Source organism: Nocardia sp. NPDC049707 (genome assembly GCF_040674855.1).
Lineage (GTDB): Bacteria > Actinomycetota > Actinomycetes > Mycobacteriales > Mycobacteriaceae > Nocardia.
The window spans coordinates 1-23391 of record NZ_JBFANN010000053.1; the positions used below are offsets into that span (position 1 = coordinate 1).

Here is a 23391-nt window from a genome sequence, read left to right on the forward strand (position 1 = left end):
CGCCGGATCCTCCAACGCCATCTCGTCGACGTCGTCCATCGCGCCATGACCGCCGATCAAGCTTCCTGGCAGCACCACATCACCCGCCACCAGCCCGCTGCTTGACATAGAAGCATCAACAAACTGCTACGCCAGTACCTACCGAAGGGCACCAACCTCAGCATCTACAGCCAGGCAGACCTCGACGCGATCGCCGACCGCCTCAACAACCGGCCGCGCAAATGCCTCGACTACCGCACGCCCGCGGAATGTGTTGCGTTGACAGATTGAATCGAAGGCGAAGGCGATCGCGATCAGCAGCATCGCGGCGCCGAGTGCCCAGGCCAGGCGGGCGCCGGTGAGTGAACGGTCATCCATATGCGCGGATGACGCCGCCGGTGTCTTCGCCTTCGATGCAGCGCAGGTAGTGGTCGACGAGTTCGTCCATCGGCACCGAACGCATACCAGGAAAGTGTCCGGCGAAGGCGTCGACGGAATCACCGATCATGGTGGGGCTGACCACGTTGATCCGCATACGCCGCGGTAGCTCGATCGCGGCCGAGAGGACGAAGCTGTGTAAGGCTCCACTGATGACGCCGCCGCCAGTGACGTGCGGCCACGGTTGGTCGGCGAAGATACCGGATGTCAGGGTGAAGGACGCGCCGTCGGCACAGTGATGCTGTCCGGTGAGGACCAGATCAACTTGCCCGAAGAACTTGGCTTGCATGTTGTCGTACAGCGCGTCCGATGTCAGCGTGCTGAACTCGTCGAGCGCGCCGTGCGCTGCGATGCTCACGACGCTGTCGACCGCCCCGACCTCGCGGTACATGGACTCGATGGTTTCGTGTGCGGTCAGATCGACGCGGATGTCACCCGTGGTGCGTCCGGCCACGACAACGTCATGGCCGTGCGATCGCAGCGCGGGTACCAACCGTCGTCCGATGGTGCCCGCGCCGCCGACAACAATGATTCTCACCGTGGGTTCTCCTTCCGAGATGGGGTTATTGCTGGTGCGAGGCTTGGTCCGAGGCTCTGTGTCAGCAAGGTGAGCGCGTCGGCATCGGATGTGCCGGGACGCGCGTAGAACAGCCCGATCTGCTGGTCATCGTCAGTCAAGGTGACCGTCTCGTTCGCCAAGGTCACTCGCCCGACGACTGGATGGTCGAGTTCGCGCACGTAGTACGAGCAGGTTTGGACGGGGCGCCGCGCCCACATTCTCGCGAACTCCGGGCTGTCGACGGCAAGTTGGCCGACAATCTGTTCGAGCATGTGGTCGGCCGGATGCCGCGCCACCGCCTGATGCAGGGCCGCGACTGTGACCTGCGCTTTGGCGTGCCAGTCGCAATACAACGCGCGGTGGTGGGGGTCGAGGAACAGCATTCGGGCGATGTTCGGCCGGATCCTCGTGTCCGGGGCGTCGAAGTCGACATGGCCGGCCAGCAGAGCGTGACCGAGGCGATTCCATGCGAGGATGTCGGCGCGGTGGTCGATCACGATCGCTGGTACTCCAGGGATAACGGCGAGCAACTCCCGTACCGAGGGCCGCAGCTTACTGCTGCGGGAACGAGACCGAGTCAGCCGTCTCGGCACAGCGAGAATCCGCAGATGCTCATGCTCGGCAGAATCGAGCCGCAACGCCGCGGCCAGCGCGTCGATGACTGCGGCAGAAGCGCTATCGCTGCCCCCCTGTTCGAGGCGCGTGTAGTAACCGACACTGACCCCGGCCAGCTCGGCCAGCTCCTCCCTGCGCAGGCCAGGGACTCGCCGATAAGTGACGCCAGGTTCGATGCCCGCTTCTTCTGGAGTCAGTCGTTCGCGGCGGCTGCGCAGAAACCCGCCGAGATCGTTCGCTCGTGTATTGGCCACCAATCCATCATCGTGTCGGCCACCAGCGTCTGCCTGCCCCAAACATAGGTACCCTCGCCAACCTTCCGGGCATTATGTGTCGCATCCTGCTGGGCTTGGGAACCCAGATCCGATGTGGCGACTCCAGTTCGTCAGCCGCACGGCGGCCACGTGGAGCTTGACGAAAACCATTGGGACACCACGGTCTTCGAATGCCCTTGCGCTCAGCGGATGAGTGCCCCGCTGTCCTCGGCGTCGGATGCTGTCGGCTCATCGTGGTCGGCCCCGGCGGCCGCGTGGTGTGCGAGGAACTTCGGATGGCTCACCGGCACGAAGCGGCGGGCATGATCGATCGCCTCGCGGGTGTTGGCGAAGAGGGCATCGGCGCCACCGCCAGGCAGCGCTCCGATGGCCGAGATGCGGCGGCGGTGATCGAGGCGCAGCCCGGACAGCAGCACGGTGATGTGGCGGTGCTCGAGTTTGCCGATGGCGTCCTTGAGCACCAGTGCGCCGGTGGTGTCGAGCGCGGTGATCTTGGACATGCGCAGGATCACGACCTTGACGTCGGCAACCTCGGCCAGTTCCAGGAGGAACCGGTGTGCGGCGGCGAAGAACAGCGGTCCTTCGATGCGGTAGGCGACGATGTGGTCGTGCAGTAGGTCGAGTTCCTCGGCGAGGTGGTCGGTGTCATCGAGGGGCACCTGTTCCAGGCGGGCCTCGCGGGCCACCGCCCGCAGCGCGAGCACGATCGCGAATCCGACACCGACCGCGACCGCCGTGACGAGGTCCAGTGCGACGGTGACCAGGAAGGTCACGACCATGATGATCGCGTCGCCGCGCGAGGCCCGCGCGATCGCGGTCAGCGATGCGGTTTCCACCATCCGCACGGTTGTCGCCAGCAGCACGCCCGCGAGCGCTGCCAAGGGAATGTCGGCGACCAGTGACGTGCCGAGGTAGACGATCCCCGCGAGGATCACCGCATGGGTAAGCGCGGCCAGGCGGGTGCGGCCGCCGGAGCGGACGTTGACAGCGGTGCGGGCGATCGCGCCGGTAGCCGGGACACCGCCGAACAGCGGTGCCGCGATGTTGGCCAGGCCTTGGCCGAACAGTTCGCGGTCCGGGTTGTGCCGGGTGCCGACGCACATGGAGTCCGCGGCGGTCGCCGACAGCAGCGATTCGAGCGCGGCCAGTGCCGCCACCGCCAGCGCGGGCGCCAGCAGCGATCCGAGTTGGTTCAGGTGCACGAAGCCCAGCGACGGCGCGGGCAATCCGGACGGGATGGACCCGATCAATGACAGGTTCAGATCGAATACGCCGGTGATCACCGTTGCGATGGCGACCGCGACCAACGCAAACGGCAGCTTGGGCAGATAACGGCCACCGATCAGGATGACGACGGCCACCACGAGCGCGGTTGCCGGGGTCGCCAGACTCGGTTCCACCGCGAACCTGCGCACGGCATCGAGGGCCGATTGCCACACCTTGTCACCCTCGGCGTCGGCGATCCCCAGTGCGGCCGGGAACTGTTGCAGCGCGATCACGACCGCGATGCCGGCGGTGAATCCCTCGATCACCGGGGCGGGCATGTACCGCACCGCGCGCCCGACGCCCGCGACAGCGAGCACGACGAGCATGATCCCGGCCATCAGCCCGACTGTCAGCACACCGCTCGCGCCGTGCGCGTGCACGATCGGCACCAGCACAACCGTCATCGCGCCGGTCGGTCCCGACACCTGGAACCGGGAGCCGCCGAACACCGCGGCCAGCGCGCCCGCGATCACCGCCGTCGCCAGGCCCGCTGCCGCACCCAGCCCGGAGCTGATCCCGAATCCGAGCGCTAGCGGCAACGCCACCAAGGCGACGATCAGACCGGCCAGCAGGTCCGCGCCGGGGGCGCGAACCGCGGGCTTCCATTCCGGCCAGGTGGGAAGTAGCGCCCTCATGCTCGGCGGGCGTCGAGCAAGCGCAGTTTCAGCGCGGCCTGCTGCTCGCGTAGTTCCTCCGGCAGCCGGTTGCCGCCGATGGTGGCATACCACTCATCGATCGAGCGCGTCTCGGCCACCCACTCGTCGATGTCGACCGCAAGGGCGGCCTCGACCAGGTCGCGGACGTCCTCGTCGAGCCCGGACAGGTCGAGCGCATCGGCGGACGGCACATGACCGATGGGGGTCCATTCCGCAGGCGCGGTGCCCTCGATCCGCTCCAGCGCCCACTTCAGCACACGGGCGTTGTCGCCGAATCCCGGCCACAGGAATGTGCCGTCCGCGTCGCGGCGGAACCAGTTGACCTGGAAGATCTTCGGCAGTTTCGCGGCATCCGCGCCGACGCCGAGGGACAGCCAGTGCGCGAAGTAGTCCCCGACGTGGTAACCGAGGAACGGCAGCATCGCCATGGGATCGCGGCGCACGACACCGACCTTGCCCGCGGCCGCGGCCGTGGTTTCCGACGACAGCACCGACGCGGTGAACACCCCATGCTGCCAGTCGAACGATTCGGCGACCAGCGGGATCGTCGACGCACGACGGCCGCCGAAGAAGATCGCCGAAATCGGCACACCGGTCGGGTCGTTCCATTCCGGGGCCACCGACGGGCACTGCTCGATCGGGGTGCAGTAGCGCGAATTCGGGTGCGCGGCAGGGGTTCCCGATTCCGGTGTCCAGTCTCGGCCATGCCAGTCGGTCAGGTGTGCGGGCGGCTGGTCGGTCAAGCCTTCCCACCACACGTCGCCGCTGTCGGTGCGCGCGGTATTGGTGAAGATCGAATTACCGATATCGATGGTGGCGATCGCGTTCGGGTTGGTCTTCGCCCCGGTACCGGGTGCGACTCCGAAGAACCCGGCCTCGGGATTGACCGCGTACAACCGGCCGTCGGCGCCGAAACGCATCCACGCGATGTCATCGCCAATGGTCTCGGCCTGCCAACCGGGCAGCGCTGGTTCGAGCATGGCGAGATTTGTTTTGCCGCACGAGGACGGGAACGCGGCCGCGATGTAATGCGTCTTGCCTTGCGGGGAAGTCAGTTTCAGAATCAGCATGTGCTCGGCCAGCCACCCCTCGTCGCGGCCGAGTACCGAAGCGATCCGCAGCGCGAAGCACTTCTTGCCCAACAGGGCGTTGCCGCCGTAGCCCGAGCCGTAACTCCAGATGGTGCGTGATTCCGGGAAATGCGCGATGTACTTGGTCTTATCGCACGGCCACGCCACATCGGTCTCCCCTGCCGCCAAGGGCACGCCGACCGAGTGCAGACATTTCACGAATTCGACACCGTCGGTGAGCCTTTCCCACACCGCCGCGCCGGAGCGGGTCATGATCTGCATCGAGACCGCGACGTACTCCGAATCGGTGATCTGCACACCGTATTTCGGCTCGGCGGCATCCAAAGGACCCATACAGTACGCGATCACATACATCGTCCGACCCGCCATCGCGCCGCGGTAGTGCTCGGTCATCACCGTGCGCATATCGACCGGGTCGACCCAGTTGTTCGTCGGGCCCGCGTCGTTCTGGTCCTCCGAGCAGATGAACGTGCGGTCCTCCACCCGCGCCACATCGTCGGGATCTGATACGCACCAGAACGAATTCGGCTTACCGGTCAGCGGCACGAAGGTGCCCTTGGCCACCAACTCCCCGGTCAACTGGTCCCACTCAGCCCGCGAGCCGTCACACCAGACGACACGCTCCGGCGCGGTCAGCTCGGCAACCTCGCGCACCCACTCGGTGATGCCGGGATGATCGGTCGGGTCCTGCACGGACAAGGGGGATGCGCCGATATCGGTCACAGCTGCTCTCCTTCGAACTTGCTAGGTATCTAGTTTAGAAATTATGCAATCAGCTGGCTGGCGATAGGACTGTGACAATGCCCACCACGCGGTTTCAGCACGTGTCGAGGAAGCCGGCCTTCATCTATGAAAGGGGCGAACTCGTTCCCGGCACCCCCGAACCAACCTCCCGCCCTGTGTGGCATCGGCACCAATGACTGATCTGGTGATTGCGCACTTTAGCAAACAGCACACCTTGTGAGGGATACTGGCCCGATGAGCGAACGCACGACACCGACCCTGCCCCAGCGGATCGGCTACATCTTCGGCCGAACCCTGCCCGCGTCGATGTCGGAATGGGTGCGCAACGACCTGACCGGGCCCGGTGCGGCACGGCGTTACCTGATGCGCTTCCTCATCCCGGTCATCCCGCCGCTCATGCTGTTCCTGCTTATCCCGGGCCCGAAATGGATAGGCATGGCAATGATGGCGCTGCTCTATCTGCCGCTGATCTACTTCACCGTGGCCCTGATGTATGTCTACCGACGCAGCCGCCTGATCAAGCACGGCCTCGACCCCGCACTGGCCGACGCCGATTCCCGCCGACGCTCCGAAGCAGCACGTCTCGACTACGAACGTCGCCACGGACGTGCTTGACCCCCAGACGTTCGCAACTCCCCCCTTCTTGAAACAAACCGGCACTGCACGGGGCGAATCGAGCCCAACGGCGACCGACGGGTTGCGATCGGTGCCGGACAATAGATTCCTATCGCCGACTGCGACTCTTCGCCACCGTGATCCTGACTTCGGTCTGCACCATCGGCCACTGGTAGAGGTCATTCAGTAACAAGGCCAGGACCGACCGGGGTGATGAGTCCGGGGTCGGCGTCGTAGCGGCGGTAGAGCAAATGCCCGCGTCCGCTCCTGGAATCGGTGAAGAACAGAAAGGCCAGGCCGTCGCGGCACAGCAGGTCGACTGCCTGCGCCTCGGACAGCAGCGGGGCAGACACGGGATCAATGGTCAGAGGCATTACCGCATGCGGGTCGGAACGCGTCCTTCGCGGTTAGTCGGCGAAGCGGACTCCCGACGGATCACCGCGGTAGACGATCGCGTCCACACCGGTCGGCTCATCGACGAACAACGTTGTGCCGGAATGAAGGTCGAGCCGCAAGGCTGTAACGGTTGGGCTGGCTCGTCGAGCACTCGTGACTGCGCGTAGTCCGCCCTCCTGCGAAAGTCGGCTCCACCACCCATTCCGGGATCTCATAGATGCCACCGAACTCCTCGCCGATCAGCTCGGCATGATGGCGGCTGATGGTCTGATCGGATTCGGTCACTGGATAGCGTTCGATACGGGTCGTCCATACGTGTCAGTGTCAGCGAGTGGCGGCGATGATCGCCGCGCCGATCGGCATTCCCGCCAGCGCGGTGCGGCCGCGGCCGGCCACACCGGCAAGAACCCGGGTCACCGACGGTGCCGGTACACCTCGGCCTTCGCCGCCGGTTCACTTGGCTTCCTTGGCGAAACCTCCACTGCGACAATGGATGACACGTTGGGTGCGATGGTGGAGTTCGGTGCCACCGTCGCGATCAAAGGGATGAACAGAGCCGAATATCCTCAGTCGGGCGCGGCTGATTCAGAGGCACCAGACCAAGGAGGCCGATCCCGGGAATGGGAGGGCGAAGCACAGTCCAATCGATCCTTCAGCGGGCGAAGCCGAAGTCTGGCTCGCGGATGCGGTGGTAGCCCCGACGACGCCAAGAGACAGAATCATTGCGGTTGCGGCGAGGGAGCCGGCGATTTTGGTAAGCATCTGATCATTCCTTCTCATTTGAACTGCGCACCAGCAAAGGTGCGGGAGAAAGAAGCGTGATAAACGAGCGCTTCGGACACTTCGTGATACCCAACCATCGTCGGTTGCTCTGTGTTCGCCCCACAAGGGACCTTCGACCCCGACTCCGACGTCGGAGAACACTAGCGGTTCAGCCAGGCGCACTGGTGGGCGTCGGTCCAATTCGAAATCGCGGCCCTACCGGTGTCCGCTTTTCCTGGTCTCACCGTTCACCGATACGCACGACGGAGCGCTGTTCGGACCGGCTGGGCTTCGTTGGCCATGGGACGGCAGCTACAGCATGTGACCAATGACGCCCACAGGTGTTCAGACTGGATTGCGAGGTTCCGTGGATTCGGTCCGGCCGAACACCAGCACGGTCCACACAGCAGGATCGTCGAAATCGTCGATGCTCATCTGAGCATCGAACCCCGCCAACAACAGGATCTCCAGTATCGCGCTGGCCATGATTTGACAAATTCGGCCGCGATAGCCGAAAGGTGAGGCGGTCGCCGCCAGTTCATCCAGTCGTTCTCGCACGGTTCGGTCTCTATGCTCGGACGAGTAGAGCAAACGAGACTGCGCCCGACGGGCTTCGACTTCAAGATCTCTGGATGTAGCCCACCCCACCGCAACATGGGGTGGGGTGGTGAATCCTTGGCCGAGCCAGGAGCCTCCAGCGCCGAGCGAGAAACCTCCAGCTTCGCTTGCGCCCAAATGGTCTGGTTTGCTATCCGGCACACCGGCTTTCCGCAGTTCGTGGGCGATCAGTATCGAAAGTTCAGAGAGGCCCTCTGGTATATCCATTCGAGGTAGTGTCGCGGTCGCACCGGGTACATCCTCTTCCCACGGCTGGGCGGTCGATAGGCCAGGCACCTGCAGTGAGGTCTTCACCAACCGACACCACGTCACAGGAGCACATCCCGGCGTCGACGTTTGCTGCGGCACTGTCGCAGGCAGCTACGGGTTCGAGGCAGTGTTGCGTGCGGCGTGAGCGTTATTGGTGAGTCTGGCGTCGAGTGACCAGCGGCCGGGTCCGGTCCACAGCAGGAAGATCAGGCCGAGCAGCATGGCGAAGTCGGTGCGGGCGTCGTGGGCCATGCCCCAGAAGCCTTGCACGCCTTGGAAACCGCCGGGCCGCAGCTCCCTCAATTTGGTCAGCACGATCGCCAGGCTGATATCGATCAGCAGCGGGACCGCCGCCAGCCGGGTCAGCAGGCCGACGACAACCAATGCGCCGCAGGCGATTTCGACCACGCCGTCGAGGTCGGCGAAGAACGTCGCCGCCGGTATCCCGATCTTGTCGAATCGGCCCGGGCCCAGCTTGTCCGGGTACAGAAACTTCTGTATTCCTTCGCTCAGGAAGACCAACCCGACCGCCAGACGGATACAGATCACCGCCGGTGACCCATCCGCGCGCAGCAGCCGCGTCTATGAGAATCGTTCCGACCCCATCACCGGCACCCGCCTCCCGAGATCGTCACTCGACATCCGGCAGCCTACTCGGGTCGACGACGACCGATTCGGCTCGGCGCTCAGACGCCCGCGATATCACGCCGATCGAACACCGGCAGCGCCGCGAGTACGGCCGCCGCGCCGGCTACCACCAGCCATATGTACGCCACGGAGAGTCCCGCCCCGATGGGTCCGCCCTCGATCGCCTGATGGAACGGTGACAACGGGCCCCATGGGCGCACACTGTCGACGATCTTGCTCGCGACATAGAGGACATAGGCGGCGACGGCGAAGACCGTCGCACCACCGAGCGCAACGATCCTACGACCGGTGGCCGCGCCGAGAGCCAGTGCCAGCCAACCGAATTCGATACCGATCAGCGCCATGGACAGCGCACCGGCCGCAGCAGCCGCGATCGAGATGCCGAGACCGAATACCGCCGAACCCGCCACGATCGCTCCGAACAACATCGCGGCGAGGGCGAGCACGGCGGTGGCCAGCACGGCGGCCTTGTCCAGGGCGAGGCGTATCGGCGAGAGCCGGGTGATCAGCAGCACCTCCAGTACACCGCTTTCTTCCTCACCCGCGACCGCTCGGGCACCCCGGCCGATCGCGAATACGAGGAAAAGGATCGGCAGCAGCATGCTGAAGAGTTCCGCGTTGAGAAATCCGGTGCCCGTCATGAATTGATCCATATTGAACAGCTTGGCCATCGGCTCCGGAAAGCTGTTCAGGAACTCATGCAGACCCGCCATATTCGAGATCGACGGCCACAGTGCCGATTCCAGCAGTACGACGGCGACGATGCCGATACCCCACCCCAGCAGTCCCCGGCGCTGATCATACAGACTCTTCAGAAATACATTGCGCAGCATCGCCTCACGCCTGTCCGTAGTAGGAGAGGAAGATTTCTTCCAGATCGGGTTCGCGGCTGATGATGTCGACGACGTCGTACGGTGCGACGGCTTTCAGCAGTTCCGCGGTCGATCCCGACAGTTCGATATGCACGGTGTTGGTGTCGCGCCGGACCTCCCGCACGCCCGCGATCCGGCGCAATGCGTCGGTGTTGGGCGGTTCGCCCGCGAATCGCAGATCGATCTGGTGCGGCGCCCGGCCGGTGAGGTCGGCGACCGATCGCACCTCGATCAAGCGACCCTGCCGCAACAGCCCGACCGTATCGGCGACGGCCTGCACCTCCGAAAGGACGTGTGAGGAAAGGAAAACCGTCCGTCCCGCGTCGCGCGCCTCCCGGATCATGGTGAGAAATTCGCGCTGCACCAGCGGATCCAGTCCGGTCGTCGGCTCGTCCAGCACGAGCAGATCGGGTTCGGACATGAAAGCTTGCACGATGCCGACCTTCTGGCGATTGCCATGTGACATCGCGTCTATTCGGATGGTGGGATCCAGATCCAGCCGTTTGATCAGTGCGTCACGGACGGTGGGATCGACGCCGCCACGCAAATTGGCCAGATACGTCAGATAGCGCTCCGCCGTCATATCGGGATAGGCGACGAATTGTCCTGGGAGGTAACCGATATGGCGCTGCGCTGCCTCGCGCTCCCGGACCGTGTCCGCACCACACACCCGCGCCGAACCACTGGTGGGACGCATGAGCCCAACGAGGATACGGATCGTTGTCGTCTTGCCCGCACCGTTGGGGCCCACGTAGCCGAAGACGACTCCGGCGGGGACACGCAATGTCACCTCCGCGAGCGCCTGCTTGCGGCCGTAGGACTTGGTAAGCCCGTCCAGTTCGATCATCGACGAAACCACCTTGCGCGACTTTCCGGTTGCGGCGGGGTCCGAAACCGGCTCCGTCAACTGTGCTGCGCGGACTTCGGCCTGGACAGAGTCGGGCGGCCCTCCCACCGTGGACATTGGTCCCCGCCGCCCTGATGGCTTGGCTCTCCACACGCCCGGATTCGGCCTCAGACCATCGGCGCAGTGCCGCTGTGGACAGAGTCGAAATCTTCGCCGCCGGCCCACGCCGGCACCTGTTGGTCTGGTCGAAGTCGGCTCAGGTGAGCGTCGTCGGCAGCCGCGGGGGCGGCGGTTTCCGGGGACCGCTGCTCGGCTCGACGAGCAATTGGCTTGTGCAGCAGGCGTATTGCGCGGTCATGGTGGTCCACCCGTCATAGCCCCGAGACGAAGCGCGACGCTAGCGAGCGACACCCGAATCGTGCTCACCCGGATTGCGCGCCAACGTGAACAACGCCTCGTCCTCTTGCGCGAAGTGCAGCGTGAGGATCGCGTCCAAGCCGTACAGGGTGGCGCGCAGGTCATCGATCTGGTCGGCGCGGATGCCGTCGGGCGACTCGGCGAGATGGCGGCGGATCCGCTCGACCAGCCGATCGATTTCGGTGTGCTCGCGGCTCATGGTCACCATCGCCTCCGAGTCGCGCAGATAGTTCGCCAGGGCCGGATACAGCTGTGCCTCCTCGGCGTGCTCATGCGGCAGAACGTCGGCGGTGAGCACATCCAGGGCCCGGTGCAGTGCGGCGTCGGCATCGGGTACCGGCCCGCGCGATAAGGCGTCGGCGGCATCGCGCACCGAGGAACGGGCGGCATGCAGCCGTTCGTGTTCGCGCGCGAAGCGCGCCACCAGCGGGTCGATCGCGGCGCTGCGTCGACCACGACCGGTGCGCAACACCCGCAGCGCGTTCAGGATCACCGCTACGTCGATCCCCTCCTGTACGAGCGCTCCGGCGGCGGGCACCAAGAATCCGAACGCCGCCGCGATCATGGCTACCAGCGACAGCGACATGCCCGTGAGCGCACTCTGCACGGCCAGCCGATGCGTTCGCTGGGCGATGTCCACGGCATCGGCCAGCCGGTCGATGCGGTCGTCCACGATCACCGCGTCGGCGGCCTGTACCGCGGCGGTAGACCCGCGTGAGCCGAGCGCGACACCGACATCCGCCGCGGCCAAGGCCGGTGCGTCGTTGACACCGTCACCCACCATCACCGTGACGCGGTCGTGCTGTTCGGCGCGGATCGCCGCGATCTTATCGGCGGGATCGGCGTCGGCGACGACCTCGGTGAGGCCCAGCATGCGGGCGACCTCGGTCGCGTTGTCGACCCGGTCCCCAGTGAGCAGGAGCAACCTGTGCAGGCCGGCTCCCCGTAGTCGGCGCATGGTCCGTGCCGCATCGACACGGATACGGTCACGCACCAGCAGCGCCGCGACCGGGGCATCGTTCACCGAAACCCAGATGATGCCAGCCAGATCCAAGTGCGCGCGCCGGGACGCGGCATCGACCCATGGGGCAGGGTGCGCAGCCGCGGGCAGCCTGCCGACCCGCACCCGATCTCCCTCGACCGTACCCGTTGCCCCCTGCCCGGGTTCTTCGGAAATATCCACGGCCACAGCAGGTTTCAGTCCTCGCGCCGCCGTAGCGCCGAGCACGGCCTTGGCGAGCACATGCGGCGAATACTGTTCGACCGCAGCCGCACGACGCAGTGTCACCTCCTCGGACACGCCCGGAGCGGTGACGATATCGATTACCTCGGGGTGGCCGACGGTCACGGTGCCCGTCTTGTCCATCGCGAGACACCGTGCGCGCCCGAGCGTTTCCAGGGCGGCACCATCCTTGACGACCACTCCCGCCCGTGCCGTCCGCGACATCCCCGCGGTGACCGCCACCGGCACCGCGAGCAGCAGCGGACACGGTGTCGCGGTGACGATCACGGCGACCGCACGGACCGGGTCCCAGGTGACCACCCACGCGATGCCCGCGAGGACCAGTGCGATGGGCAGGAACCACACCGCGACCCGATCGGCCAATCGCGCGACTGGCGCCGCGGCCGCGGCCGCTTGGCCGGCCAGCGTCACGATTCCGGCATAAGTGCTCTGTTCTGCCGTGGCGGCGGCCCGAATATCCACAGCGGCACCGGCATTCGTCACCCCGCTGCGCACATCCGTGCCCACCTTGCGGACGACGGGCACTGGCTCACCGGTCAACGTCGACTCGTCGAACACCCCCTCGGTGCTCAGCACACCGTCGACCGGGACGGTCTCCCCCGGCAACACCACGACCACATCGCCAGGCTCCACCGTGGCGGCCGCAACCGTCTCGATTCCCTTCGCCCGCCGCAGATGCGCACGAACCGGGGCCCGCCGCAACAGCTCGGACAGATCTCGCCCCGCCCGTCGCCCGGCGTAGGCCTCCAGCACCCGGCCGGTGGCCACCATCAACGCGATCAGCGCACCCGCGAAGTACGCACCGACCGCGGCCGCACCTATCAGTGCGACCACGGCGAGCAGATCAGCGCCGTACCGTCCTTTGCGAAGGTCGACCACGACCCACCACAACGCCGGCAGCAGTGCGATCACGGTCGCCGCCAGCCAGAGCAGATCCGCGGCGCCCGTGTTGAACGGTCGCGCGACCAGCCCCGCCGCCACCAGTGCTCCGATCACGTATCCCAGCAATGCCTGCCGAAGCATCAGCCCAGGTCACCGCGCAGGTGGACGGGATGGCCGGAGGTGGAAGAACTCATGTAGGCGCTCCTGATCGCTTGCGGCGTTTCGACCGTCGCATCCGATGTGGGCCGTGCGAGCGAGGCCGAAAGGCACCTTCGCAGGTCCGAATTCCCTACATGACCGCACGGCTCGACGACGCCAGGGGAATCGGATCCCGCGCATTCGAAGGAGTTGTCATGGACTGGCCGACCGCTGCCGTACTCATCGGGGTAATGGTCATCGTCGCCACATACTTGTCCGAAAAGAAGCAGCAGCGGAGGACGGAGACGGTCGCGGCACCTTCTCATGGGATGCGCGGGACGCGGGACGCGGCCAACAGTTCGGCGATACCCTGTTCGATACCTTCCGCGATCAGGTCGATGTCGGGGGTGGTGTCGTAGTCGCCGGTGATGCCGAAGACGAGCCGGTCGTGGTAGCTGAGGATCGCGATCGTGGTGCGTAGGCGCATGGCGATGGGGATGCAGGGCAGGATTTCCAGTACTTCACGGCCGTGCACGGTCAGTGGTCGGCGCGGTCCGGGGACATTGGTGGCGAGGGCGCCGACGCTGTGCTGCGGGAAGTGTCCGGCCAGCCGGAATGCCCAGGCGACGACGGCGAAGGGCAGCCATTCGGCCATCGACAGCATCGACTTCTCGGCCTCGGCCTCCCCTTTCGCACGATGCTCGGAGATCCGGTCGTGCACCGCCGCGAGTCGCCGCACCGGATCCTCGATGTCGATCGGCAGGTATGGGAGCATGGCCGAAACCCTGTTGTCCATGACATATTTCGCGTCCGACGGGCGCACGGATATCGGCACCAGGATGCGGAGCTTGTCCGGTGTGGGCTCCTCGCCGCGCTTGTGCAATACGGCTCGGTAAGCCGAGGCGATGGCCGCGAGTGCGACATCGTTGACCGTCGCATCGAAGGCCGCGCCGATCTCCCGGATTTCCGGTAGCGAAGCGCGGGCGACCACATAGCGTCGTTGCCGTCCGATCGGCCCGTTCAACGAGGTCGCGGTAGTCGGCGCGATGGCCGCGTACACCACCGGTACCAGACCACGCACCACCGAGACTGCGAACCGCGGCGCCACCAGCGGCAGCCGGATCCCCTTCGCCACCAGACCCGAGAGGCCGCTACCTGAACGATCCTCCGCACGAGGGCCTCGCACGCTGTGGTCCTCCCCCGGCTGGTCGCAGAGACACTCGAACAACGTGATCCCCGAAATGCCGTCGACCATACTGTGATGGACCTTGACGATCATCGCCCAGCGATCGCCGGCCAAGCGCTCGACGACCACGCACTGCCATAGCGGATGATCTCGGTCGAGCCGTTCCTCCAGCTCCGTAGCGATCAGTTCGCGCAGCGCCGACTCGTCGGCGGGCTCGGGCAGCGCGGTCCACCGAATATGGTGCGCCAGATCGAAATTCGGGTCGTCTTCCCATACCGGCGCGGTCAGGTCGAGCGGCGCCCTGCGCACCCGCTGGCGGAGGCGGGCGTTACGCTCGAGCCCTGCGGCGACTCCAGTGCTGAACTCTTCGCGCGTCGGCGGTGGGCCCGCAACGATCGCCACGGCGCCGATGCCCAGGCTGATATGCCGGTCGGTGTCCTCCAACTCCATGAAACCTGAATCCAACGGGCCCAGCTCGGTCATGGTCAACCTCGAACAGATCGATGGTGGCAGCCGGTACCCGCGGATGGGACAGTGTGGCACTGCCACTCGATAATCCTCGCGCGCGCGTACCGCTGTGGGTGAGGGACAAAGGTCGACAGTCGAAACGCCTAATTGCCCTATATCCCGCCGCGACATCGGCGGACCTCGAGGGATATGGCTTCCGGTAATCCAGACCGCTCCACGTCATCGAATCTGACCGTCACGCTGAATCCGACCGTAGACATCTGCATGGAAGCGTCAGCTCACCACTCGGCGCACCGCCGCAACCACATCCGCTTCCTGCGGTAGCGCGGCCTCTTCCCGGTGATCGGCGTACGGGGATCGGGACCTCGGCGGTGCACACCCACTGCACCGGGGCATCGAGTTCGCAATACCTCTGTTCGGCTGCGTGCGCGGCGATTTCGGCGGCGATGCCGACATTGCGCCAGCCCCTCGTCGACAATCACCAGGCGGTGGGTGCGCGATGCCGATTCCAGCAGATCGTCTGCGGCACACGCGCCGAGCGGCAGAGTCCCCTGACCCGCAGGTGTCGCCGGTTCTGCGGCGGAAAGTCCTCGGCCGAAGGGACTTTCGACTCTGTAGTGGCAGGAGATGATGCTTGGGGCCGTTCGGGGGCCGATACCGTGACCATCGCCCCACATCGCGGCAACTTTCGCCCCTTGGACCCGGCTCGCCGACATCGCAGGCTGGGCGGTAGGCAATCCCGACTCGCACCAGGTGAACACCGAGGAGCACACCATGTCACATTCCGATGATCCCTTCGCATCCGCCGTGCACACCGCCCGGGCATGGGTGCGCGCCGTCGCGGACGGGCTCGACACCGACGACCGCGCCTTCGCCTATCGAGTGTTGCGGGCCTGGATGCACACCATCCGCGACCGGATCAGCGTTACCGGTTCCGCTCATCTCAGCGCGCAACTGCCGGAGATCCTGCGCGGCGTCTACTACGAGGGCTGGGTGCCGGGACACGTGCCGGTGCGCCATGGCCGTTCCGAATTCGTCACCCAGTTCGCCAGGGCGGCCGACATCGATCCGGACGAGGTCGGACCGGTCGCGGGCGCCGTCACCGCCGCGCTGTCGGATCTGTTCGCCCCGGGTCAGCTGAACCGAGTGTTCGCGGTACTGCCGATGCACCTCTACGGGGTGCTGTGCGGCGGGCGAACACCCATTGCGGACGCCCCATCGGCGCAGCTGTCCCACGGCGAGGATCCGCCGATCGATCGGTTCACCGCCTTGGAGAATCGGGTTCGCGCGCTCGGCGATGCGGTCGCCGCACTCGCCCACGGTCTCGAGCGGCTGCCCATCGACGCCTCGAATGCGAACCGAACAGCCGCCGCGGCCCAGGAGGCACACCGGATTCTGCTCACCGAGGGACCGGTGCACACCGCCGCACAGGCGCGCTGACATCTTGCGCGGCGCACTCGGCCTGCCGGTCCGGCCGCCGCATCCATATCGGCCAGCGAATGACCCAGACTGAATGGGGACGTTGGTCCCCGACCAACGGGCATCACGGCTCTGACCACCGGTCCGGCTCCTACGCGACGCTGAGGGTATGGAATCGAAGGCACCTCGCATCGCGGTCGTATACGCGACCGAAATGGGATCGACCCGCGATATCGCGGAGTTCATCGCCGCCGAACTAAAGGATCAGGGCGCCGAAGTGGAACTGAGTGACGCCGAGCACGCACCAGAGCTGTCCCACTTCGACACCGTCGTGCTCGGTAGCGCGATCCACGATATGGACTTCCTGCCCGCGGGCGTCACCTTCGTGCGAACGCACCGCGAGGCATTGCGGAACAAGAACGTCTGGCTTTTCAGCGTCGGCCTTGGCCCCGCACTCGGCGGGCCCATCGGAAGCCGTATCGGCCGGATCGTGCCGAAGAAGATCGCCGCGCTGCGCGACTCGATATCGCCGCGGGACTACCAGGCGTTCTCCGGACACTACGAACACGTCGGCGTCTCGCTGAAAGCCAGAATCCTGTACCGCTTGATGGGTGGTGGCCGCTACGGCGATCTGCGCGACTGGGCCGCCATCCGCGCCTGGTCCACGAGCATCGCGCGATCACTCGGTCTGCCCGCGGCACAGTCGAACACCGTTGTCCCGTAACCGGAGCCGAGCCTGATCGCCGTCCGGCGGGTCCAACGCCGGGACCTTCGGCCATAGCCGTCGCCGCCGGACCGGACACGGTGAGAACAAAGACATCTCGAGACATCGAAAGTGACGGGAGCCGAGATGGGCGACTATGTGGCCGGATTCGACGATCTGCGGCTCGACGATACGGATCGAGCCGGTGGCAAGGGTGCGAACCTGGGCGAGCTGGTGTCGGCGAAGCTGCCGGTGCCGCCGGGTTTCGTGATCCTGCGGGCCTGCTATGAGCAAGTGATCTCGGACGGTCCCGACGGCGCTGAGCTGGATCGCCTGCACAGTGCGGCACTCGCGTCGAGCGCCGACACCCCGCGGGTGGCCGAATTGTGTCGCCGCATGCGCGAACTCGTATACAAGGCCGTCCTGGACGGCGGCATTCGCGACACCATCCTGACCGCGTATCACGCACTCGGCGATCAGGTTCCCGTCGCCGTGCGCTCCTCCGCCGTCGGCGAGGACAGCGCGACATCCTCGTTCGCGGGCATGAACATCTCCCGCACCAATGTGCGCGGCGACGCGCAACTGCTCGCTGCGGTCATCGACTGCTGGGCTTCCCTGTTCACGCCACGAGTGGTGACCTATCGGGCGCGGCGTGGCATGCGTCAGCGTCCGGTCATGGCAGTCGTGGTGCAGCGCATGGTGACCGCACGGCGATCCGGCGTGACATTCACCGCCGACCCCGCGACCGGACGCAGGGACCGGATCGTGATCGACGCCGCCCGCGGTCAGGGCGAGGTAGTCGTCTCCGGTGCGACCGAACCCGATACCTACCTGTTCGACGCGGCCGGCCCGACCCTGCTCGAAACCCGCGTCGGCCATCAGAGCTTCGCGATCGTTGCGGGACCCGACGGGGATCGTCGGGTGGAATTGACCGGTTCCGAAGCCGAGGGACCGGTACTGGACGAACAGCAGGCGTTGGCCGTCGCCCGCCTCGCGCTGGCTGTACAGGAGCACCACGGCGGCAAGCCCCAGGATGTCGAATGGGCCTTCGACGATAACGATCTCTGGCTGGTACAGGCCCGCCCGATCACGACGCTGCCCAACGGTCCGGCCCAACATCGCGTCGCTGGCCCGATGCCCACGCAGCTGCAGCTGCTGGTGCGCGGGCTCGCCGCCGCACCGGGCAGCGCGACCGGGGCCGTGCGCAATCTTTCCTCGCCTGTGCAGGGGCAGTCGTTGCGCGACGGCGAGGTGCTCGTCGCGCCGATGACCAACCCGGACTGGCTGCCCACCCTCACTCGCGCGGCTGCGGTGGTCACCGACAGCGGCGGAATGACCTGTCACGCCGCCATCGTCGCCCGCGAACTCGGTGTTCCGTGCGTGGTCGGCACGCGCACCGCGACCAGCACACTCATCGACGGCACCGTGGTCACTGTGGACGGTTCGGCGGGCGAAGTCCGTGCCGGACAACCGAAATCGAGACCGACAACCACCGCGCCCGTCACGGCGACCGGCGGCGCCGAAGCCACGGCAACCCGGATCTATGTCAACCTCGGACTTCCTGAAGCAGCCGAACGCGTCGCCGCCGCCGACGTCGACGGCGTGGGCCTACTGCGCGCGGAAACCCTGCTGACCCAGGCGCTCGGCGGGCGACACCCCCGCGATCTGATCGCGCGCGGCGAGGAACACCTCTTCGTCGAGCGCATGGCCGAATCGCTGCACCGCATCACTACGGCATTCCAGCCGCGCCCAGTCATCTACCGCGCCACCGACTTCCGTACCAATGAATTCCGCGCCCTCACCGGTGGCGCCAGATATGAACCGGTGGAACACAATCCGATGATCGGCTACCGCGGCGCCTACCGCTACATCCGCGAACCGGAAATGTTCGCACTGGAACTGGCCGCTTTGGCCCAGGTTCGGGAGCGCACCCCCAACCTGCACTTGATGATCCCCTTCGTCCGCACCCGCTGGGAACTGGTGGCGTGTCTCGAGCTCGTCGACGCGAGCCCCCTCGGTCGCCAGCGCGGCCTGCACCGCTGGGTCATGGCCGAGGTTCCCTCCGTCATGCACTGGCTCCCCGAATACGTCGGCCTCGGCATCGACGGTGTCTCCATCGGTAGCAACGACCTCACCCAGCTCATGCTGGGTGTGGACCGGGACTCCGAAGAATGCGCCGAACTCTTCGACGAATCCGACCCTGCCGTCCTGGACGCTATTGCCCGCATCGTCACCACCGCCCGCCGGCTCGGCATCACCTCATCGCTGTGCGGTCAGGCGCCATCCAACCACCCAGAATTCGCCGAACACCTCGTCCGCCTCGGAATCACCTCGATCTCGGTCACCCCCGACGCGGTCCGCACGGCCCGCCGAGCCGTCGCCGCCGCCGAACGCCGCCTGCTACTCGAGCACGCCCGCTCGGCTGGTCGAGACTGACCCACCCGGCCGGATCATGCGCCGCCGTGGTCAGATCACGCTACGCCGATCACCTCGCCGAGCCGTTAGAGGACAAATCCGGAGTCCATGAATGTGCGGCCCCGTTGGCCGTGCTGATCCGCCACCACGCCAATCGTTCGGCGAGTTCGGGCAGCCATTCGGGCGGCACACCGTTCAGCTCGCGCTCGGCACCGCTGACCGCGGCAGACAGTGCTTCGGCCGGAACGGCGGGAAAGTCGTGGCGGAGGTGCTCGACCGCATCGGTCGGTTCGACGTCGTCGGCGGTGGTGTGCTCGGATCTCACCGATGTCATGTGCGGCTGCCTTGCTCGTGGATCACGTTGTTCCCAACGGTATTGCCGGGTGGTCACATCCGGGCAGGGCCACCGGTCCCTGGATTCGAGGGCCGATCGGCCCTAGAGATAACCGCAAGCATCCATGTACAGCCTTTGATCAGGAGTTTCCTGCCGGGCGCGGGGTGCTCCCATGATCCCGGACAGGACTCCCAGCCTGAGCGGGCGGGCGAGCGGTGCCGACCTGCCCGGTCGTGATGCCCAGTCGAGCCAGCTCCGTCAGCACGGCGTCGACCACCTGCGGCACCGCGGCCGCGACCGGTTCGGACATGCCGACGCCGAGATCGAGGCCGGCCGCTTCGACGGCGATAACAACGAGTTCGCCGGGCAGGCGGCCAAGGGCTCGGCCCAGGGGCAGAGCGTCCGGGATGCCGAGAGCATGTGAGCTGGCGGCCCGGGAGACCCCGCGCAGCGCATCGACGGTGGTGCGCCAGATGCGGCCAGGAGTGCACGGTTCGCACAGCACCGCATCGACCACGATCGCGAGTTCCACATCCGTCCACACATCCAGCAAGCCGGCCGGCTCGCCGTCACACACGGTCACCGACACGCCCGGCAATCCCAGTTCCGCGATGGCGGTGGCCACCGCTGGACCGATTGCGTCGTCGCTGCGGAATTCGTTGCCGACGCCGATGACAATCGCGCGCACCCCACTCACCGGCGCACCACATTGATCTCGAGGAAGTGCGCGGCACAGGAAATGCATGGGTCATAGTTGCGAATGGTGCGCTCGCACAGCGTGGTGAGCGCGGTGTCGTCGAGGTCGAGGTTGGCCGCCACGACGCGGCGCAGATCGTCCTCGATGGCGGCCTGGTTCTGGGAGGTCGGCGGAACGATGGTGGCGGCACGGACGATCCCGTCGGCGTCGACCTCGTATCGGTGGTAGAGCAACCCGCGTGGCGCTTCGCTGACACCGTGACCGACGCCCGCACGGGCTTCGGTGGCTACGGCGGGGCGGGCCGGGCGTTCGTAGCCTTGGATCAGCCGCAGCGCCTCGTCGACGGCGTAGACGACCTCCACGGCGCGAACCAAGATACTGCGAAACGGGTTACGGCATTGCGCGCCGAGCCCGATTTCCGCCGCGACTTGCCGAGCGGTCGGCGAGAGCTGCTGGGAATTTAGCGTGTATCTGGCTAGTGGTCCGGTCAAATACTGTTTGCCGTCCAGCCGGGCGTGCAGTGCGGTGGAATGCGGTACTTGCTGCTCGACGACGTGCGCCAGGAATTCGGCTGCGGGAAAGTGGAGACCGTCGGTGGTATGTACGTCGCCACCTTCGATGGCGTATCGGTCCGGTTCGGTGGTGGCCAGGAGTACGTGGTCGAGTTCGACTTCGGGAAAGTCGAAGGCCGCGGCCCAACGAGCGGTGTGCACGGCATAGTCCTGTGCGCGGCGCAATTGTTCGGCCACCCGCGCGAAATCGCCGCGATCGGGAACCGAATAGAAGCCGCCGACCCGGACATTGATCGGGTGGATCGGCCTACCGCCGATGAGCTCGAGCAGCATATTCCCGGCCTTCTTCAAGGCCAAGCCCTGCTCGACGAGCTCACGGTGGTCCGCGGCGAGGGTGATCGCATCCGGATAGCCGAGGAAATCGGGAATGTGCAGCAGGTGCATGTGCAGGGTGTGGCTGGAGATCCACTCACCGCAGTACAGCAGCCGCCGCAGGTTGGCCAGCGGTTCGTCCAACCGGATGCCGCAGACCTGCTCGATCGCGCTGCACGCGCTGGTCTGGTAGGCCACCGGGCAGATGCCGCAGATGCGGGCGGTGATATCGGGCGGCTCGGTGTAGGCGCGGCCACGCAGGAATGCCTCGAAGAACCGGGGTGGCTCGTAGATATTCAGCTCCGCGCGCTCGACTACCCCGTCCGCGATGACGACCCGCAGCGCGCCTTCGCCTTCCACCCGGGCCAGCGAACTGACCTTCAATTGCCTACTGCGGTGACTCATCGCGGCTCCTGTCCGCGAAGGCCGGTGCCGCCGCCGCGAATGTCGTGAAAACCCGGTCGATATCGGGCTGGTCCATGCCGTTGATGCGCAGGATGGGAAGTAGCGCACCGATATTGGGATTCGCCATCGGTCCGAAGCAGCCGAAGCAGCCGCGGTGGTAGGCCGGGCACACCGCACCACATCCGGCCTGCGTGACCGGTCCCAGACACGGGATACCGTCGGCGACCGACACACAGGTGGTGCCGCGGCGTTTGCATTCGGTGCAGACGCTGGTGTTCGGAATATCGGGTGCGCGACCGGCCAGGAAAGCACCGAGGGTTTCGAGTAACTGGCGGCGGTCGATCGGGCAGCCGCGCAGTTCGAAATCGACCGGAACATGCGCCGAGATCGGGGTCGAGGTGGCGAGTGTCGAAATATACTCCGGGCTGGCGTAGACCACCGAGGTGAATTCGGCGATATCGGCGAAATTGCGCAGCGCCTGGATCCCGCCGTGCGTCGCGCACGCGCCGATTGTCACCAGAATCCGGGATTGCGCACGGATATCGGCGATCCGGCGCACGTCCTCGGTGGTGGTGATCGACCCCTCCACCAGCGACACATCGTAGGGTCCCGGCTCGACCGCGCTGGACGCCTCGGTGAAATGCGTGATGTGGATCCGGCCCGCCAGGGTCAGCAGTTCGTCCTCACAGTCCAATAGCGTCAGCTGACAGCCATCGCATGAGGCGAATTTCCATACCGCGAGGGTCGGGGTAGCCATCACAACTCCCGGATAGATAGCAATGGTCCGGCCACCGCGTAGTCGACGACCGGGCCGTCTTGACAGACCAGCAATGGACCGAGTTGGCAGTGACCGCATCGCGCGACGCCACATTGCATATTGCGCTCCAGCGACACCCTGATGTCGGTCGCGGTAATTCCCTTGCGTAACAGGGTCTGCGCACAGAATCGCATCATCGGTTCCGGCCCGCAGAGGAACGCGGTGGTGCGGCCCGGTTCCAGCCGCAGTTGTGCAAGTGGCTCGGTCACGAAACCGATCCGCCCCGACCAGCCGGGCTCGGGATGGTCGACGGTCTGGTGGAGTTCGACCGAACCTGTGGCCTCCCAATCGTTCTGCTCGCGCCCGAACAGGATGTTCGACGGCGTGCGCGCGCCGGTGACGAGAATGACGCGCCGGTAGTCCGCACGGGCCGCGAGCGCGCCGAGGACCACTGGGCGCAATGGTGCGAGCCCAACCCCGCCACCGACGATGACCAGGTCGTTCCCGGCCGCCGACGCCAGATCCCAACCGACGCCGAAGGGCCCGCGCACGCCGATCACACCGCCGATTCCGGTGTCGTGCAACGCCCCGCTGACCGCGCCGACCGCGCGGATCGTGTGTTCCAGCACATCGCTGTTCGCAGCCGGATCTCCGCTGACCGACATCGCGACCTCACCGACACCGAAGCTGTACAGCATCATGAACTGACCGGCCTGAAAGCGTTGCGCCGCAACATCAACCGGTTCCAGCCGCAGTGTCACCGTGTCCCGTGTCTGCTGGGTGCGGTGGGTAACCCGGTACGGCAGCATCGCC

General features: G+C 66.1%; 21 protein-coding genes and 2 pseudogenes. 7 read left to right on the forward strand and 16 right to left on the reverse strand.

Annotated elements, in window-relative coordinates; all coding sequences use genetic code 11:
* Positions 1-105: 105 nt before the first annotated feature.
* A pseudogene (locus AB0J29_RS32005) lies at positions 106-270 on the forward strand (IS30 family transposase); the annotation flags it as partial.
* 79 nt (positions 271-349) lie between these two features.
* On the opposite strand, the gene AB0J29_RS32010 reads toward AB0J29_RS32005, so the two are convergent.
* From AB0J29_RS32010 to AB0J29_RS32025, 4 genes are all read right to left on the reverse strand, one after another.
* Complete coding sequence (locus tag AB0J29_RS32010) at positions 350-955, reverse strand: short chain dehydrogenase (protein WP_364794264.1); 606 nt, start codon at positions 953-955, stop codon at positions 350-352.
* Complete coding sequence (locus tag AB0J29_RS32015) at positions 952-1845, reverse strand: helix-turn-helix transcriptional regulator (protein WP_364794265.1); 894 nt, start codon at positions 1843-1845, stop codon at positions 952-954. The genes AB0J29_RS32010 and AB0J29_RS32015 overlap by 4 nt, the downstream gene beginning before the upstream one ends.
* 203 nt (positions 1846-2048) lie before the next feature.
* Complete coding sequence (locus AB0J29_RS32020) at positions 2049-3767, reverse strand: SulP family inorganic anion transporter (RefSeq protein WP_364794266.1); 1719 nt, start codon at positions 3765-3767, stop codon at positions 2049-2051.
* Complete coding sequence (locus AB0J29_RS32025; protein WP_364794298.1) at positions 3764-5593, reverse strand: phosphoenolpyruvate carboxykinase (GTP); 1830 nt, start codon at positions 5591-5593, stop codon at positions 3764-3766. The genes AB0J29_RS32020 and AB0J29_RS32025 overlap by 4 nt, the downstream gene beginning before the upstream one ends.
* A 264-nt stretch (positions 5594-5857) precedes the next feature.
* Here AB0J29_RS32025 and AB0J29_RS32030 point away from each other — a divergent pair, with 264 nt between their 5' ends.
* Positions 5858-6238 (forward strand): DUF5313 family protein, encoded by a 381-nt coding sequence (locus AB0J29_RS32030; protein WP_364794267.1) that lies wholly within the window; start codon positions 5858-5860, stop codon positions 6236-6238.
* Positions 6239-6417: 179 nt separating this feature from the next.
* Here AB0J29_RS32030 and AB0J29_RS32035 read toward each other — a convergent pair whose 3' ends face one another.
* Positions 6418-6591 carry a hypothetical protein gene (locus tag AB0J29_RS32035; RefSeq protein WP_364794268.1) on the reverse strand — a complete coding sequence of 58 codons (174 nt, stop codon included), beginning with the start codon at positions 6589-6591 and terminating at the stop codon, positions 6418-6420.
* Positions 6592-7123: 532 nt separating this feature from the next.
* Between AB0J29_RS32035 and AB0J29_RS32040 the strand changes: the two genes are divergently transcribed.
* Positions 7124-7456: a hypothetical protein gene (locus tag AB0J29_RS32040; RefSeq protein WP_364794269.1), complete on the forward strand. Its 333-nt coding sequence runs from the start codon at positions 7124-7126 to the stop codon at positions 7454-7456.
* A gap of 285 nt (positions 7457-7741) precedes the next feature.
* Here AB0J29_RS32040 and AB0J29_RS32045 read toward each other — a convergent pair whose 3' ends face one another.
* The 4 genes from AB0J29_RS32045 to AB0J29_RS32060 all read right to left on the reverse strand — a co-directional run bounded on the left by AB0J29_RS32045 (position 7742) and on the right by AB0J29_RS32060 (position 10630).
* Positions 7742-8221: a hypothetical protein gene (locus AB0J29_RS32045; RefSeq protein ID WP_364794270.1), complete on the reverse strand. Its 480-nt coding sequence runs from the start codon at positions 8219-8221 to the stop codon at positions 7742-7744.
* A 153-nt stretch (positions 8222-8374) separates the two neighbouring features.
* Complete coding sequence (locus AB0J29_RS32050; RefSeq protein WP_364794299.1) at positions 8375-8836, reverse strand: DoxX family protein; 462 nt, start codon at positions 8834-8836, stop codon at positions 8375-8377.
* A 113-nt stretch (positions 8837-8949) separates the two neighbouring features.
* Entirely contained in the window at positions 8950-9744 is a 795-nt protein-coding gene (locus tag AB0J29_RS32055; protein WP_364794271.1) for a hypothetical protein, read from the reverse strand.
* A 4-nt stretch (positions 9745-9748) separates the two neighbouring features.
* Positions 9749-10630: an ABC transporter ATP-binding protein gene (locus AB0J29_RS32060; protein ID WP_364794272.1), complete on the reverse strand. Its 882-nt coding sequence runs from the start codon at positions 10628-10630 to the stop codon at positions 9749-9751.
* A 191-nt stretch (positions 10631-10821) separates the two neighbouring features.
* Between AB0J29_RS32060 and AB0J29_RS32065 the strand changes: the two are divergent.
* Positions 10822-11007, forward strand: a pseudogene (locus tag AB0J29_RS32065) (universal stress protein); the annotation flags it as partial.
* A gap of 20 nt (positions 11008-11027) precedes the next feature.
* Here the strand turns inward: AB0J29_RS32065 and AB0J29_RS32070 are convergent.
* Positions 11028-13313, reverse strand: coding sequence for a heavy metal translocating P-type ATPase (locus tag AB0J29_RS32070; protein WP_364794273.1), 2286 nt, complete (start codon positions 13311-13313; stop codon positions 11028-11030).
* Positions 13314-13632: 319 nt separating this feature from the next.
* Positions 13633-14979: a wax ester/triacylglycerol synthase family O-acyltransferase gene (locus tag AB0J29_RS32075; RefSeq protein ID WP_364794274.1), complete on the reverse strand. Its 1347-nt coding sequence runs from the start codon at positions 14977-14979 to the stop codon at positions 13633-13635.
* A gap of 759 nt (positions 14980-15738) precedes the next feature.
* Between AB0J29_RS32075 and AB0J29_RS32080 the strand changes: the two genes are divergently transcribed.
* The 3 genes from AB0J29_RS32080 (at position 15739) to ppsA (ending at position 19522) form a co-directional block, all read left to right on the forward strand.
* Positions 15739-16404 carry a DUF2267 domain-containing protein gene (locus AB0J29_RS32080; RefSeq protein ID WP_364794275.1) on the forward strand — a complete coding sequence of 222 codons (666 nt, stop codon included), beginning with the start codon at positions 15739-15741 and terminating at the stop codon, positions 16402-16404.
* Positions 16405-16552: 148 nt separating this feature from the next.
* Positions 16553-17107 carry a flavodoxin domain-containing protein gene (locus AB0J29_RS32085; protein WP_364794276.1) on the forward strand — a complete coding sequence of 185 codons (555 nt, stop codon included), beginning with the start codon at positions 16553-16555 and terminating at the stop codon, positions 17105-17107.
* Positions 17108-17233: 126 nt separating this feature from the next.
* Complete coding sequence (ppsA, locus tag AB0J29_RS32090) at positions 17234-19522, forward strand: phosphoenolpyruvate synthase (RefSeq protein WP_364794300.1); 2289 nt, start codon at positions 17234-17236, stop codon at positions 19520-19522.
* Between the two features lie 49 nt (positions 19523-19571).
* On the opposite strand, the gene AB0J29_RS32095 is transcribed toward ppsA, so the two are convergent.
* From AB0J29_RS32095 to AB0J29_RS32115, 5 genes are all read right to left on the reverse strand, one after another.
* Positions 19572-19835, reverse strand: coding sequence for a hypothetical protein (locus tag AB0J29_RS32095; protein ID WP_364794277.1), 264 nt, complete (start codon positions 19833-19835; stop codon positions 19572-19574).
* A gap of 139 nt (positions 19836-19974) precedes the next feature.
* Positions 19975-20532, reverse strand: a complete 558-nt coding sequence (locus AB0J29_RS32100; RefSeq protein ID WP_364794278.1) for a hydrogenase maturation protease — start codon at positions 20530-20532, stop codon at positions 19975-19977.
* Entirely contained in the window at positions 20529-21821 is a 1293-nt protein-coding gene (locus AB0J29_RS32105) for a Ni/Fe hydrogenase subunit alpha (RefSeq protein ID WP_364794279.1), read from the reverse strand. The genes AB0J29_RS32100 and AB0J29_RS32105 overlap by 4 nt, the downstream gene beginning before the upstream one ends.
* Positions 21805-22578 carry an oxidoreductase gene (locus AB0J29_RS32110; protein WP_364794280.1) on the reverse strand — a complete coding sequence of 258 codons (774 nt, stop codon included), beginning with the start codon at positions 22576-22578 and terminating at the stop codon, positions 21805-21807. The genes AB0J29_RS32105 and AB0J29_RS32110 overlap by 17 nt, the downstream gene beginning before the upstream one ends.
* Positions 22578-23387, reverse strand: coding sequence for an FAD/NAD(P)-binding protein (locus tag AB0J29_RS32115; protein WP_364794301.1), 810 nt, complete (start codon positions 23385-23387; stop codon positions 22578-22580). The genes AB0J29_RS32110 and AB0J29_RS32115 overlap by 1 nt, the downstream gene beginning before the upstream one ends.
* Positions 23388-23391 lie beyond the last annotated feature (4 nt).